Raw genomic sequence first — 13,997 nt, 5'->3', positions numbered from 1 at the left:
TGTTCCTGGTCAGCCGGCGGGTCACCCGGTCCCGGAAGACGTTGGTGCGGCTCCGGTTGCCCGGCTTGGTCCCTCGGCCTCCCCGGTGGTAGACGCTGTTGGACGTCCGGTCCGACTTGGCCTTGCTCAGCCGGCCCTCCTGGCCGAGCCGGACCAGGTCCTTGGCCTTGCGGTCGAAGTCCCGCTTGTCGAAGTCCGGGCGGTTGCGCAGCACCAGCACGGCCGGGCCGCGGGGCGTGGTGCCGGCCGCCTTGGCGGTGCGGAACACGTCGGCGTTCTCCAGGTGCGCCGAGACGATCTTGGCGCCCTTCGGCTGCGTCTGCCGGGTCGGCGTGGTCCGCTTCTTAGCCATTGAGGACCGTGTCCACGGCCATGCCGATCAACTGGTCGATGATCAATCCGGTGATCGTCTTGAAGATCGGGATCTGTAGCAGCGACGCGCCGAAGGTGACCGCCGCCGTGGCGATCGCCTGGGCGATCTGGATCGCCAGCACGATCAGCTGGACGATCACGTTGATCTTGAGGACGAGCACCACGCCCGCGGCGGCCATCAGGCCGATCCCGATGACGGTGGCCGGGTTCGCGGCGTCGGCGATGTTGCGGGCCGCCGACTCCTTGTCGGTCCACTCGCTGGCGAAGGCGGTGATGCTCTCGCCCCGGTTGGTGTCCAGCACCGTCCGCGCCGCCGACTCCAGCTGGGCGACCGAGCCGTTGACCCGGTCCGCCATGCCGGTCCACTCGCCGGCGAGCTGGAAGATGGCCGTCTCGTCGGACTCCGGCCAGTCGTATCCGAGCATCGACAGCAGGGACACCAGCTCACCCGGGAGCGTCAGACCCACGGTGACTCCTCTCTTCCGGGCTCAGCCCAGCTTGCCGAGGATCGAGCGGAACGCCTCGGAGACGCCCTCCTCCACGGCCTGGTAGCCGTCCGCCATGCCACGCAGGCTCTCGGCGTACGACTCCAGTTCGGTGATGTTGGTGCCCAGGCACTCGGCCACCGCCTCCACGCACGCCTGGTGCGCGACGCCGAGCAGCATGCCGATGTCGTCACCGCCGAACGCCTGCTCGTACCCGGCCACCGCGGCCTGGAAGGACTCGAAGGTCTGGCGCACGCTCTCCTTGGCCTCGCCGAGCTGCTCGGCGCCCCGGCGCAGCGCGTCGATGTCGACGTCGAGGGGTTCCACGGGCTCAGCTCCGCTGCTGGAGCTTGCGCATGTTCTCGCTGATCGCGAGGCTCATCTCCCGCATCTGCCGCAGGCCCTGGTCCTGGATCCGCTCCAGGGTGGCGGCCATCGCGGCCAGGTCGGGCATCGGCTCGGCGTCGACCGCCGGCTCCTGCCCGTCGAGGGCGGCGTTCACCGCCCGGCGCAGCTCCTCGGCGAGGTGTTCCGAGCCTTCGCGGAGCACCCGGGGGTCGATCTCGACCGCGCTGAGCCGCCCGTCGGTGCCGAGGGTGACCCTGATCCGCCCGTCGGCGGCCTCTCCCACCGACTCCGCCCGCTCCCGGGGGACAACGTTGCGGGAAGCGTCCCGCAACGCGGCCCGCGCCTGCGTCAGTTGCTGCTCCAGGGCACCGTCATCCAGCATGCCTCGCCTCCCCCGTGGCGGCCGTGCCAACCGGGCCCAGCCTAGCGATCCGGCACAACCCTCCACTACGGAGGCTCAGCCGCGCAGGTGGCCGTCCCCGGTGACCACGTACTTGGTGGAGGTCAGCTCGGGCAGGCCCATCGGGCCGCGGGCGTGCAGCTTCTGCGTGGAGATGCCGATCTCGGCGCCGAAGCCGAACTCCCCGCCGTCGGTGAACCGGGTCGAGGCGTTGACCATCACGGCCGCCGCGTCCACCCGGGCCACGAACTCCCGGGCGGCGGTGGCCGAGTCCGTGACGATCGCCTCGGTGTGCCCCGTGCCGTACCGCCGGATGTGCGCGACCGCCGCGTCGAGCGAGTCGACGACGGCGACCGAGATGTCCGCGGAGAGGTACTCGGTGGCGAAGTCCTCGTCGGTGGCCGGCACCACGGCCGGCGAGTGGGCCGCGACGCGGTCGTCGCCGTGCACGGTCACGCCCGCGTCGGCGAACGCGGCCAGCACCGGCGGCAGGAAGGCGTCGGCCACCGCCGCGTGCACCAGCAGCGACTCGGCCGTGTTGCAGGTGGACAGCCGCTGCGTCTTGGCGTTCAGCGTGATCGCGACCGCCTTCGCCAGGTCGGCGGCGGCGTCGACGTAGACGTGGCAGTTGCCGACGCCGGTCTCGATGACCGGCACCGTCGACTCCTCCACCACCGTGCGGATCAGGGACGCGCCGCCGCGCGGGATCAGCACGTCGACCAGGCCACGGGCGCGCATCAGCTCCTTGACCGAGTCGCGGGTGCTGGCGTCGAGCAGTTGCACCGCGTCCGCCGGCAGGCCCGCGCCGGAGACGGCGTCGCGCAGCACCGCGACCAGGGCGGCGTTGGAGTGCGCCGCGGACGAGGAGCCGCGCAGCAGCGCCGCGTTGCCGGACTTCAGGCAGATGCCGGCGGCGTCGACGGTCACGTTCGGCCGGGCCTCGTAGATGATGCCCACCACACCGAACGGCACCCGGATCTGACGCAGCTCCAGCCCGTTGGGCAGGGTCGAACCGCGGACCACCTCGCCCACCGGGTCCGGCAGCGCGGCCATCTGCCGCAGCGCGTCGGCGATGCCCGCCACCCGCCCCGCGTCGAGGGCGAGCCGGTCCAGCACGGCCGCGCTCAGCCCGGCCGCGCGCCCGGCCGCCAGGTCCGCCTCGTTCGCCGCCAGGATCTCCGGCGTACGCGCCACCAGCGCGTCGGCCATCGCGACCAGCGCGGCGTCCTTGGCCGTACGCGTGGCGACGGCCAGCGCCTCCGCCGCCGTACGCGCCCGCCGGGCCTGCTCGCTCACGCTCATCGCCGCACTCCTCACAACAGCACGAGGTCGTCGCGGTGGACGACCTCCCGTTCGTACGCCGGGCCGAGCGCCGCGGCGAGTTCCGAGGTCGACCGGCCGAGCAGCCCGGGCAGCTCGACCGCGTCGTAGTTGACCAGCCCCCGGGCGACCGGCGCGCCCTCGACGTCCACCAGGTCGACCGGGTCGCCGGCGGTGAACGCCCCGTCCACGGCGGTGATCCCGGCGGGCAGCAGCGACTTGCGCCGGCCCACCACCGCGGCGACCGCGCCCGGGTCGAGGTGCAGCCGCCCCCGGGGCGAGGTGGCGTGGGCCAGCCAGAAGAGCCGGGCCGCCGGGCGCCGGCGGCTCGGGTGGAACAGGGTGCCGACCGGCTCGCCGGCCAGCGCCGGGGCGGCCAGCGGCGCGGCGGTCAGCACCACCGGGATGCCGAAGCCGGTGGCGATCCGGGCGGCCTCCACCTTCGTCACCATGCCGCCGGTGCCCACCCCGGCCCGCCCCGCGCCGCCGATGTCGACGCCACTGAGGTCCCGCTCGTCGCGCACCTCGCTGATCCGGCTGGAGCCCGGGCGGGTGGGGTCGCCGGTCCAGAGGGCGTCCACGTCCGAGAGGAGCACCAGCAGGTCGGCGTGGACCAGGGCGGCGACGAGGGCGGCCAGCCGGTCGTTGTCGCCGAACCGGATCTCCTCGGTGGCCACCGTGTCGTTCTCGTTGACGATCGGCACCGCCCGCAGGTCGAGCAGCTTGCGCAGGGTGCGGTACGCGTTGCGGTAGTGCGCCCGCCGGGTCACGTCGTCGACGGTGAGCAGCACCTGCCCGACGGTCAGCCCGTGCCGGGCGAAGGCGGTCGCGTACCGGCCGATGAGCAGGCCCTGCCCGACGCTGGCGGCGGCCTGCTGGGTGGCCAGGTCGCGCGGGCGCCGGGCCAGCCCGAGCGGGGCGAGGCCGGCGGCGATCGCGCCGGAGCTGACCAGCACGACCTCGCGGCCGTCGGCGGCGAGTGCGCCGAGGGTGCCGACGAGCGCGTCGACCCGCCCGTCGTCCAGCCCGCCGGCGGCGGTGGTCAACGAGGAGGATCCGATCTTGACGACGACCCGTCGGGCCGCCGTGACTGCGTCGCGCACCCGCCTATTCTGCGTGGTCGGTGCGGGTGCGCCCCGTCGCGTTCTCATATCGTGGCGGTTCGTGAGACCTGACGAGTACGTCGAGGCGGTGCTGGAACTGGTCGAGCGGATCCCGCCGGGCCGGGTGATGTCGTACGGGGCGGTGGCCGACGCGCTGGCCGAGCGCTCGGGGCGGGCGTCGGCCCGGCTGGTCGGCTCGATCATGGCCCGGCACGGCGGCGGGGTGCCCTGGCACCGGGTGGTGAACGCGGCCGGCCGCCTGCCGCCCGGGCACGAGCGGGAGGCGCGGGCCCGGCTGCGTGCCGAGGGCACGCCGCTGCGCGGCGACGGGGTGGACATGCGGGCGGCGGGCTGGTCCCCGGAAGAGGGGATGTGACCAACGCCATAACGTGAGTAACATTCGGCCCCATGGACGCGCCGCCGGGTGGAGCCGGCTCCCCGGGCGTGGCCGCGCCGGCCGTCCCGGTGCCGCCGGCCGCCGGCCCGCCCGCGTCGGGTGGGGCCGGGCTGCCGCGCCGGGTGCACGCGGGGTACGCGCTCGGGTCGCTGGCCACCGGCGCGTTCGGCACCGTGCCCGGGCTGCTCCTGCTGCCCTACCTGACCGACACCCTCGGGGTCGCGGCGGGCGCGGCCGCCCTGCTGGTGCTCCTGCCGAAGGCGTGGGACGTGCTGGTCAACCCGGTCGCCGGCCGCATCTCCGACCGCACCCGGTCGCGCTGGGGCGCCCGCCGGCCGTACCTGCTGGGCGCCGGGGTGGCGCTCGGTGTGCTCTTCGCCGCCATTTTCGCCGCGCCGTTCGGGGCCGGACCGGCCGCTGGGGCGTACGTCGCCGTCGCGTTCCTCGCCACCGCCACCGCCTTCGCCTTCTTCCAGGTGCCGTACGTGGCGATGCCGGCCGAGCTGACCGGCGACTACGCGGAACGTACCCGGCTGATGAGCTGGCGGATCGCGGTGCTGGCACTGGCCATCCTCGTCTCCGGCGCGGTGGCCCCGCTGGTGCGCGACGCCGGTGGCGGTGGCGTCGCGGGGCACCGCTGGATGGGGCTCTTCGTCGCCGGGCTGATCGTGGCCGGCGCGCTCGGCGCGTTCCTCGGCACCCGGTCCGCCCCCGAGGGCACGGTGGGGGCGAGCGAGCCGACGCTGCGCGCCCAACTCGCCGTCGCCGGGCGCAACCGGCCGTTCCGGGCGTTGCTGGTCTGCTTCGTGGTGCAGTCCGCCGGGGTGGCCACGATCCTCGCCGGGGTCAACTACTTCGCCGACCAGATCCTGCGCGACCCCGAGGGCGGGCCGACCGTCCTGTTCGCCTGCTTCGTCGGGCCGGCGCTGCTGGTGATGCCGGTCTGGACCCGGGTCGGCGCGCGGGTCGGCAAGTTGACCGCCCTGGTCGCCGCGTCGCTGATCTTCGCGGCGGGCGCGCTGGCCCTGGTCGCCGCGCCGGTGCTGCCGGGGGCGGCGGTCTACCTCCTGGTCGCGCTGGTCGGCGTCGGGTACGCGGGCCAGCAGGTCTTCGCCCTCGCCATGCTCCCGGACTGCATCGCGTACGACACGGCGCGCACCGGCCGGCGGCAGGCCGGCGTGTTCACCGGCCTCTGGACGGCGGGAGAGACCCTCGGGCTGGCCCTCGGTCCGGGCATCTTCGGCCTCGTGCTCCAGCTCAGCGGCTACGTCTCCTCCGACACCGGCACCGCCGCCGCCCAGTCCGACGGCGCCCGCCTCGGCATCCTGCTCGGCTTCACCGTCCTGCCCGCACTCCTGGTGGCCCTGGCCGTCCTCCTCCTCCGCCCCTACGACCTCACCCCCGCCCGCCTCGCCGAAGCCGAGGCCCAGGCCCGCGCCGCCTCACGCCCCGCCGTCGAGGCGGTCGCGGCGGGGACGAAAGCCGCTGAACCCCACGGAAAGGGCACCACGACTCCATGATCGACGAGAGGCCGGGCCGGAGCGCGCTGCCCGCGAGCGGGGTGCCCGTCGAGCGGGTGCTGGCCGAGCTGCGGGCGCTGCGGAGCGCCGACCGGCCCACGCACGGCGGGCGACTCTTCGCGTACGTCTACGACCCGGCGGTGCCGGGGCTGGACGAGCTGGCCGCCGCCGCGCACGCCGGGAGCGCGCACGTCAACGGGCTCGACCCGACCGCCTTCCCGTCGCTGCTGGCGATGGAGAACGCGCTGGTCGGCGCGGCGGCCCGGCTGCTCGACGGCGGCCCGGGCGGCGCCGCGCCGGACGCCGTCGGCAGCGTCACCAGCGGCGGGACGGAGTCGCTGATCCTGGCCGTGAAGGCCGCCCGGGACGCCCACCCGGAGATCGCCGCGCCCCGGATCGTGGTGCCGGCCAGCGCGCACGCCGCGTTCGCCAAGGCGGCCCACTACCTGCGGGTCGCGGTGGACCCGGTGCCCGTCTCGGCGGCCACACTCCGGCCCGCCGCCGCCGACGTGGCCGCCGCCATCGGCCCGGAGACCGTCCTCGTGGCCTGCTCCGCCCCGTCGTACGCGCACGGCGTCGTCGACCCGGTCACCGAGATCGCCGGGGCGGCCGCCGAGGCCGGGGTGCGCTGCCACGTCGACGCCTGCTTCGGCGGCTGGACCCTGCCGTACCTGCGCCGGCTCGGGGCGCCCGTGCCGCCGTTCGACTTCGCCGTCCCCGGGGTCACCTCGATCTCGGTCGACCTGCACAAGTACGCGTACGCCCCGAAGGGGGTGTCGGCGCTGCTGCACCGCGACCCTGCGCTGCGCGCCCCGCAGTACTTCGCGTACGCGGACTGGCCCGGCTACACGATGGTCAACCCGGTCATCGCCTCGACCCGCTCCGGAGGCCCGATCGCCGCCGCGTACGCCACCCTGCGGCACCTCGGCGACGACGGCTACCTGCGGCTCGCGGCGGCGACGCGGGACGCCGTGGCCGGGCTGGCCGACGCCGTCCGCGCGGTCGACGGGCTGCGGCTGATGGCCGAGCCGGAGTCGACCGTCGTCTGCTTCACCGCCACCGACCCGGGGCTGGACCTCTTCGTGCTGGTCGACGAGCTGACCGCCCGGGGCTGGCACACCCAGCCCCAGCTCACGTACGCCGACCTGCCGCCGAGCGTGCACCTGACCGTGACCGCCGCGGTGGCGCCCCGGGTGCCCGAGTTCGGCCCCGCCCTGGCCGACGCGGTGGCCGCCGCCCGGGCGGCCGGGCCGGTCGCGCTCCCCGGCGAGCTGCTCGCCCTCGCCACCACGCTGACCCCCGACGCGCTCACCCCGGAGTTGGTCGCCGGACTGGCCGCCGGGCTGGGCCTGGGCGACCCGGCCCCGACCGGCGCGGACGCCCCGGCGAGCCCGGTGCCGGGGCGGACGGCGGTGGTGAACACGCTGCTCAACGCCGCGCCGCCCGCGCTGCGGGAACGGCTGCTCGTGGAGTTCGTCGGTTTGCTGCAACGCCCGACCTGGTGACCGGCGGCGGCGCCCGTGCCGCCGCCGGTCACTTCCTACCGGCGCCGTCGGGTCACGCGGCGGGCAGCCTGAGTTCGGTCGGAGCGGTGTTGTCGGCGGGGGTGCGGTCGGCGGGGAAGGCGCCCCGCACGTTCGCCCGGACGGTCAGCGCGAAGCCGGTGAGTGTGCGGGCCGGCCCGCCCGGCGCGACGTCCACCCGCACCCGGAACCGGTACGACCGGGAGCCCCCCGCCGGGATCTGGCTGTCACCGGTGCAGAACATCGTCTTCGTGTCGTCGTCCCCGCCCTGGTGGAAGCAACCGCCGACGCCGGTGCCGTCGAGGTTGATCGTCGCCTCCACCGGCAGCACCACGATCAGGTCCCCGCTGTCGTACGGGCGGGTGCCGGCGTTGGCCATGGTGACGTCGAGCCAGCCGGTGTAGGCGCCGTCGGACGGTTGCAGGGTGAGGGCGCGCGGGGCGTCGATCGACAGGTCGACGTACCGGGCCGAGGTCGCCGACGGGCCACCGCCGGGGCGGGGCCCGGACGGGGCCGGCGCGCCGGTGGGCGGTGCCGGCGTGGCCGTGCGGCTCGGCGTCGCCGAGGGGGTGCCGCCGCTCGGGGCCGCGGACGGGCTGGACGGTGACGGGTCGGGCGGGGTCGATGCGGTCGAGGGCCAGGTGGAGGGAAGGTCGGTGGGGTCGGTCGCCGTCGCCGGCGAGGGCGGCAGGCGGACTGCGCTCCCGGCCAGCCCCACCGCGCCGGCCAGCAGGACGACCGCCGTCGCCACCGCCGGGACGGCGGTCCGGTTGCGCAGCCGGCGGTACGCCCGACGGCGCGGCTCGTCCGGATCAGGGTCGGTGACCTGACGCAGACCGGCGGAGCGCAGTTCGGCGAAGGCGCCCGCCAGCCGGTCAGGACCCAGGTCCCGCTGGTCCATCTCAGTCCACCGTCCTTCGGGTCGGGGTTGCCGCCGGGCGGCTGCCGTCCGGATGCTCCGGGCCGTTGTCGGAGAGGCTGGCGGCGAGTGTCGTGCGGGCGCGGTGCAGCCAGGACTTGACCGTTCCGGGGGCCACCGCGCACTCCTCGGCGATCTCGCCGACAGTCAGTTCGGCCAGGTAGTACAGCACCACCGCGCGTCGCTGCTGGGCCGGCAGCGTACGGAGTGCGGTGGCGAGCGCGACCCGGTCCGGGCCCGGTCCGTCCACCACCTCCAGCCGCTGGCGCTGGTGGAACAGCCGGGCCGTTCGCAGCCGGCGCCACCGGCTGATGCCCGCGTTCCAGGCCACCCGGCGGACCCAGGCCACCGGGTCGTCGTACCGGGCGATCCGGTGCCAGCGCGGCCACGCCCGGCTGAACGCCTCCTGCACCAGGTCCTGGGCCTCGCCCATGTCGCCGACGAACGCGTACAACTGCACCACCAGCGGCTGGAAGTGGTGGCGGTAGACATCGTCGAAGCCGGGACCGGCATCCTCCACCACCGCGGCCCTCACCTCGATCGTCGGTCGCTCCGTCCCGGCTGGCGGAGGGGTGGTGCGCGGCCGCGGGGTCACCCACGGCCGCGCATCGGTTTGCGTCATTGTCGTCAGTCGACGGCGGTGACGGTGAACGCGGCGGTGTTGTCGGCCGGGTCGACGTCGAGCCGCTCGCCGTCCCAGCCGAATACGGCGTACAGCCGTACCGAGCCCGTGCCCAGGTCGCCCGGGGCGACCTCCGCGGGCGCGCGGAGCAGCAGCGACACGGTGCGCTCCTCGCCCGGCAGGAACCGCCCGCCGGGCACGGCGCAGGCGCCGGCGCAGGTCTCCTCCGGCTCGATGCCGGCGAGGCTGACCCCGGCCGGCAGCGTCGGCTCCAGCCAGTACGCGTCGTGCGCGGCGTCGCCCGCGACCCGCACGGTCACCGGCAGCCGGCCCCGCCAGCTCCCGTCCTCCTGCCGGGTCAGGGTCGCCGCCCCCACCGCCAGCGACGCGTCCGTCAGGGTGTCCCAGACGTACGGCTGCGGGTCGCGCAGCGAGCCGGTGGTGGAGCGGAACAACGTGCTGAACTCGCTGGTGTCGTTGGTCGGGTTGGCGTCCCCGGTCTCCACCGCCACCCGACCCGCCGAGGCGGACATGGCGTGGTCGCGCGGGGTGGTCGACACCCGGAAGTCGACGGTGAACCGTCGGCGCTCACCCGGCTGAAGGGTCCCGCCGGGAACCGTGCAGTAGATCGTGCGCACCGGGTTCGGGCTGCCGGAGAAGCACGGCTCCGCCGGGGTGAGCCCGGCGAAGGCACCCGGCACCGGCTCGGTGACGGTCAGGTTGAGGGTGCCCGCCTGCACGCCCCGGTAGGTGACGGTCACCGGCAGGCTGCCGGCGTACCCACGATCGGTCGGTTCGAGCACCAGTTGGCCGACCGACACCGACGTGTCGGCGGGCACGGCTGCGGCCTGCGCGGCGGGCGCCGCCGCGCCGAGCAGGGCGAGCCCCGCGCCCAGGATGCCGGCGGCGAGCCGACGGGCGATGGTACGGGCCATGTTCGTGTCCTCCAGTTCCCCGTGTTCCGCCCGCGGCCCTCGCCGTCGGGCGGTGTTACGGGCAAGACACCTGTCACCCCCGGGAACGGTTGCGACCGGACGAACACGAACTGACGTCGCCTACCCGACAGTGGTGCGGTCGGGGCGCCGGCGGCCGGCGGCGCGGAGCGACCGGTCGGTGCCGACGGCGGCTGTGGTTGACTTGGGGCGGGCTCGGGGAAGGAGGCGGTCGTGCAGGTGCCGGGAGTGCTCGGCGAGCCGATCCGGTTCGTGCTGAACTGGGGCCGCCGCTACTCACTCTGGGTCTTCAACTTCGGCCTGGCCTGCTGCGCGATCGAGTTCATCGCCACCAGCATGGGCCGGCACGACTTCATGCGGCTCGGCGTGATCCCGTTCGCGCACGGCCCCCGGCAGGCCGACCTCATGGTCGTCTCCGGGACGGTCACCGACAAGATGGCCCCCGCGATCAAGCGGCTCTACGACCAGATGCCCGAGCCGAAGTACGTGATCTCGTTCGGCGCGTGCTCCAACTGCGGCGGCCCCTACTGGGACTCCTACTCGGTGACCAAGGGCGTCGACCAGCTCATCCCCGTCGACGTCTACGTGCCCGGCTGCCCGCCCCGGCCAGAGGCGCTGCTGCACGGCATCCTGCGCCTCCAGGAGAAGATCGCCGCCGAGCAGTCCGGGATCGGCGGGGTGCCCCGGCCGGACGCGCTCGCCGCGCCGGTCGACGCCCCGCCCGCCGACGCCGGCTCCACCGGCGCGGTCCCGCGCTCGGCGGAGTCGCTGACCGCCCCGCCGGTCCGCCCGCCCGCCCGCTGAGGCGCGTCCCCGCCCGCGCCGACCCCGGCCGTCGGGCCGGGAAGGGCCGGTCGGTCGGACGACACCCCCGGGTGGTCGGCGGGGGCTAGCCTGCGCACCATGAGCCAGTCCGCGGACCAGCGTTCCGCCCACATCGTCCACGTGCTCACCGAGGAGTTCGGCGAGTCGATGGCGCTCGACCCGGCCGCCTTCCGGCGCAAGTTCCGCAAGATGGCCGCGTCGCCGTTCGCCTTCTACCGGGGCAGCGCCTCGCTGTTCTACGCCGACCAGCTCGGCGACTTCGCCGACGACCGGTTCCTCGACGAGCGGACCAGCCGGGTGTGGATCCACGGCGACCTGCACGCGGAGAACTTCGGCACGTACATGAACGCCTCCGGGCAGCTCGTGTTCAACGTCAACGACTTCGACGAGGCGTACGTCGGGCCGTTCAGCTGGGACCTGAAGCGCCTGGCGGCCAGCGTGGCCCTGCTCGGCTACGCCAAGGCGCTCTCCGACCGGGCGATCAGCGACCTGGTCGCCGGCTTCGCCGGGTCGTACCTGACGGAGCTGCGGGCCATCGCCGCCGGCGGCGACGACGCGATCGGCTCGATCACCCTGGACAACGCCGACGGGGTGCTGCGCCGGGTGCTCCAGCAGGCCCGGCTCAACACCCGGGTCGACCTGCTCGCCACGCAGACCACCATCGACAACTACGAGCGGCGGTTCTCCCTCGGCGACGGCGTCTTCGAGGTCGACGGCGAGACCCGGGCGAAGGTGTGCGCCGCGTTCGAGGCCTACCTCGGCACGCTGCCGGTCTCCTCGGCCCGGCTGCGCCCGGTGGCGGCACACATCAAGGACGTGGTGCTGCGCAAGGGGGTGGGCATCGGCTCGGCCGGGCTGCCGTCGTACAACCTGCTGCTGGAGGGGCACACCCAGGCGTTGGAGAACGACGTCGTCATCTACATGAAGCAGGCCCAGGTGCCGGCGGTCGCCCGGCACATCGCCGACGAGTCGATCGCGGGCTACTTCCAGCATCAGGGGCACCGCACCGCCGAGTCGCAGCGGGCGCTGCAGGCGCACGCCGACCCGTGGCTGGGCTTCACCGAGCTGGACGGGGTCGGCCAGCTCGTCGCCGAGGTCTCCCCGTACGCGGCCGACCTCGACTGGGCCGACGTGAACGAGCCGGAGGAACTGGCCGGGGTGCTGGCCGACCTGGGCCGGGCGGTCGCCCGGATGCACTCGGTCGCCGACGACGAGTCGAGCCACGACCTGGTGGACTACTCCACCGAGGAGGCCATCGTGGCGGCGGTGGACGCCGACGAGGCGGGTTTCGTCGCGCACCTCGTCGACTTCGCCCACGCGTACGGGGTGCGGGCCCGGCAGGATCACCAGCTCTTCGTCGACCTGTTCCGCAACGGGCGGCTGCCCGGCCTCTGAGCGGCGTCAGGAGGCGAACTCCAGCACCACCTTGATGTCGTCCGGTTCGGAGGTGTACGCCTCGGCGTACGCCTCCACCGGCACGCGGCGGGTGATCAGCGAGCTGAGCCACGACTGGTCGGCGCGGGTCAGCGCCTCGGCGGCCTGGTCCCAGTGCCGCCGGTTGGCGTTCACCGACCCGAACACCACGTTGTTCTCCAGCACCAGGGCGCGGTTGAGCGCCCCCGCGTCGAAGTCGATGGTCCGCCCGCCGCTGGACACCCCGGTCAGGCAGACGATGCCGGTCGGCCCGGCCTGGCACATCACGTCCAGGACGACGACCGGCGCCCCGGTGCACTCCAGCACCACGTCCGGTGCGAAGTCCAGCTCGCTGACTGGCACGGTGTGGTAGGTCGCCCCGAGCGCCCGGACCAGCTCCGGCTTCGGCCCGGTGGTGCTGCGGTCCAGCACGTGCACGGCGAGCCCGCGCTGCGTGGCCAGCAGCGCGGCCAGCAGGCCGATCGGCCCGGCCCCGGTGACCAGCACGGTCTGCGGCTGCCACTCGGCGCGGGCGCCGATCCGCTCGATGTGGTCCCACGCCTTCGCCACCACGCTGGTCGGCTCCAGCAGCATGCCGACCGGGGCGAGCGCCCGGTCCAGCCCGACGGCGAACCGGGGTTGCACCCGCCACCGGTCCCGGGCGAAGCCGGGCAGCGCCTTGATGCCGTGCTCGGTGAACTGCCCGTTGCGGCACATGTCCCACTCGCCGACCGCGCAGTTCGGGCAGGGCACCGGGTCGGGGTGCCGGACGATGCCGGCCACCAGGTCGCCGGGTTGCAGGGTGCCGGTCGGGTCCTCCAGCACCCGGCCCAGCGACTCGTGCCCCAGCACCAGCCGGTCCGTGCCGGGCGGCGCCTCGCCGTACTCGCCGGCGATGATCTCGTGGTCGGTGCCGCAGATCCCGACCGACAGCGCCTCGACCAGGATCGAGCCCTCCTCGGGCGACGGCTCGGGATGGTCCTCCACCAGCCGCAGGGAGTCGGCGACACCAGGGGCGACAGTCACAGCACGCACGGCCTCATCTTTCCCCGCCGGCCGGCCCGCCGCCGGGCAAAGCGGCCAGATCGCCCGCGAAGCGGCGGGACCGCCGGGGCCCGTCCGCCGCCCGGGGGCCTCGGCTCGCTCCGGCGGCCCCCGCGGGAGAGGCCCTAGGATCAGCGGCATGACTCCGGAAGAGGTCGGCCAGCGGATGGTCGCGCTGCTCGCGTCCGCCGAGGCCACCCCGTCGGTCTCCGGCGGTCAGGCGCACGCCCGCGCCACCGTCGACGTACCCCCGGCGGCCTGGCCGGACGCGCTCCGCGTGGCCCGCGACGACGCGGAGCTGGCCTGCGACTTCTTCGACTGGCTCTCCGCCGTCGACGAGCTGGCCGGCGGCTTCGACGTGGTGGCGCACCTCTGGTCCACCACCCACCGGCACGGCCTCCTGCTGCGCACCCGCGTCCCCCGCGAGGCGCCGGCCGTCGCCTCGGTGGTCGACGTCTACCCGGGCGCCGCCTGGCACGAGCGGGAGACGCACGAGATGTTCGGCATCGACTTCCCCGGCCACGCCGGGCTGGCGCCGCTGCTGCTGCCCCCCGAGTTCGAGGGGCACCCGCTGCGCAAGGAGTTCGTGCTCGCCTCCCGGGTGGCCAAGCCGTGGCCGGGCGCCAAGGAACCGGGCGAGTCCGAGGCCGGGGGCGGGCGCCGACCGGTCCGCCCGCCGGGCGTGCCCGCGCCGGGGGTCGGGGGGACGTCGCGGAGGGCGGGCGGGGCGGGGGGTGCGGGGGTGGGGCCGCG

The 13,997-nt window shown here is 75.0% G+C and carries 16 protein-coding genes; 6 read left to right on the top strand and 10 right to left on the bottom strand.

Features of this window, described 5'->3' with window-relative positions:
- From AB0L34_RS28920 to proB, 6 genes are all read right to left on the bottom strand, one after another.
- Nucleotides 1–352, bottom strand: a 352-nt coding sequence (locus AB0L34_RS28920) for a hypothetical protein (RefSeq protein WP_363708233.1), incomplete at its 3' end; no start/stop codon positions are given.
- Nucleotides 345–839 (bottom strand): hypothetical protein, encoded by a 495-nt coding sequence (locus AB0L34_RS28915; RefSeq protein WP_363708231.1) that lies wholly within the window; start codon nt 837–839, stop codon nt 345–347. The genes AB0L34_RS28915 and AB0L34_RS28920, both read right to left, overlap by 8 nt.
- Nucleotides 840–860: 21 nt before the next feature.
- Nucleotides 861–1,184, bottom strand: a complete 324-nt coding sequence (locus tag AB0L34_RS28910) for a hypothetical protein (protein ID WP_363708229.1) — start codon at nt 1,182–1,184, stop codon at nt 861–863.
- Nucleotides 1,185–1,188: 4 nt separating this feature from the next.
- Complete coding sequence (locus AB0L34_RS28905; protein WP_363708227.1) at nt 1,189–1,587, bottom strand: YbaB/EbfC family nucleoid-associated protein; 399 nt, start codon at nt 1,585–1,587, stop codon at nt 1,189–1,191.
- A 75-nt stretch (nt 1,588–1,662) separates the two neighbouring features.
- The gene (locus AB0L34_RS28900) at nt 1,663–2,907 is read right to left on the bottom strand and encodes a glutamate-5-semialdehyde dehydrogenase (protein WP_363708225.1); all 1,245 of its coding nucleotides are present in this window, start codon (nt 2,905–2,907) and stop codon (nt 1,663–1,665) included.
- A gap of 11 nt (nt 2,908–2,918) precedes the next feature.
- On the bottom strand, nt 2,919–4,028 hold the full coding sequence (gene proB, locus AB0L34_RS28895) for a glutamate 5-kinase (RefSeq protein ID WP_357692649.1): 1,110 nt from the start codon (nt 4,026–4,028) through the stop codon (nt 2,919–2,921).
- Between the two features lie 61 nt (nt 4,029–4,089).
- Here proB and AB0L34_RS28890 point away from each other — a divergent pair, with 61 nt between their 5' ends.
- From AB0L34_RS28890 to AB0L34_RS28880, 3 genes are read left to right on the top strand one after another with little or no spacing between them, the layout of a single operon-like run.
- A complete protein-coding gene (locus tag AB0L34_RS28890; protein WP_350711609.1) occupies nt 4,090–4,404 on the top strand; it encodes an MGMT family protein in 315 nt (104 codons plus the stop codon).
- Nucleotides 4,405–4,436: 32 nt separating this feature from the next.
- Nucleotides 4,437–5,945 (top strand): MFS transporter, encoded by a 1,509-nt coding sequence (locus AB0L34_RS28885; RefSeq protein ID WP_363708223.1) that lies wholly within the window; start codon nt 4,437–4,439, stop codon nt 5,943–5,945.
- Entirely contained in the window at nt 5,942–7,450 is a 1,509-nt protein-coding gene (locus AB0L34_RS28880; protein ID WP_363708221.1) for an aminotransferase class V-fold PLP-dependent enzyme, read from the top strand. The genes AB0L34_RS28885 and AB0L34_RS28880 overlap by 4 nt, the downstream gene beginning before the upstream one ends.
- Before the next feature lie 52 nt (nt 7,451–7,502).
- On the opposite strand, the gene AB0L34_RS28875 is transcribed toward AB0L34_RS28880, so the two are convergent.
- The 3 genes from AB0L34_RS28875 to AB0L34_RS28865 form a co-directional block, all read right to left on the bottom strand.
- Entirely contained in the window at nt 7,503–8,369 is an 867-nt protein-coding gene (locus AB0L34_RS28875) for a hypothetical protein (RefSeq protein ID WP_363708219.1), read from the bottom strand.
- A 1-nt stretch (nt 8,370) separates the two neighbouring features.
- Nucleotides 8,371–8,910: a SigE family RNA polymerase sigma factor gene (locus AB0L34_RS28870; protein WP_357460133.1), complete on the bottom strand. Its 540-nt coding sequence runs from the start codon at nt 8,908–8,910 to the stop codon at nt 8,371–8,373.
- Nucleotides 8,911–9,014: 104 nt separating this feature from the next.
- The gene (locus AB0L34_RS28865) at nt 9,015–9,944 is read right to left on the bottom strand and encodes a hypothetical protein (RefSeq protein WP_363708217.1); all 930 of its coding nucleotides are present in this window, start codon (nt 9,942–9,944) and stop codon (nt 9,015–9,017) included.
- A gap of 231 nt (nt 9,945–10,175) precedes the next feature.
- On the opposite strand from AB0L34_RS28865, the gene AB0L34_RS28860 reads away from it, so the two are divergent.
- Nucleotides 10,176–10,766 carry an NADH-quinone oxidoreductase subunit B family protein gene (locus AB0L34_RS28860; protein ID WP_363708215.1) on the top strand — a complete coding sequence of 197 codons (591 nt, stop codon included), beginning with the start codon at nt 10,176–10,178 and terminating at the stop codon, nt 10,764–10,766.
- A gap of 99 nt (nt 10,767–10,865) precedes the next feature.
- Nucleotides 10,866–12,182, top strand: coding sequence for a DUF2252 domain-containing protein (locus tag AB0L34_RS28855; protein ID WP_357460139.1), 1,317 nt, complete (start codon nt 10,866–10,868; stop codon nt 12,180–12,182).
- Between the two features lie 6 nt (nt 12,183–12,188).
- Here the strand turns inward: AB0L34_RS28855 and AB0L34_RS28850 are convergent, their stop codons facing one another.
- Nucleotides 12,189–13,235, bottom strand: coding sequence for a glucose 1-dehydrogenase (locus AB0L34_RS28850; protein WP_357460141.1), 1,047 nt, complete (start codon nt 13,233–13,235; stop codon nt 12,189–12,191).
- A 148-nt stretch (nt 13,236–13,383) separates the two neighbouring features.
- Here AB0L34_RS28850 and AB0L34_RS28845 point away from each other — a divergent pair.
- On the top strand, nt 13,384–13,997 hold a 614-nt coding region (locus tag AB0L34_RS28845), incomplete at its 3' end, for an NADH-quinone oxidoreductase subunit C (protein WP_363708213.1).

The sequence above is a fragment of the Micromonospora sp. NPDC052213 genome, from assembly GCF_040679695.1.
GTDB lineage: Bacteria > Actinomycetota > Actinomycetes > Mycobacteriales > Micromonosporaceae > Micromonospora.
Note: the sequence above shows the minus strand (reverse complement) of the source record. Positions and strands in the feature narration are given on the sequence as shown.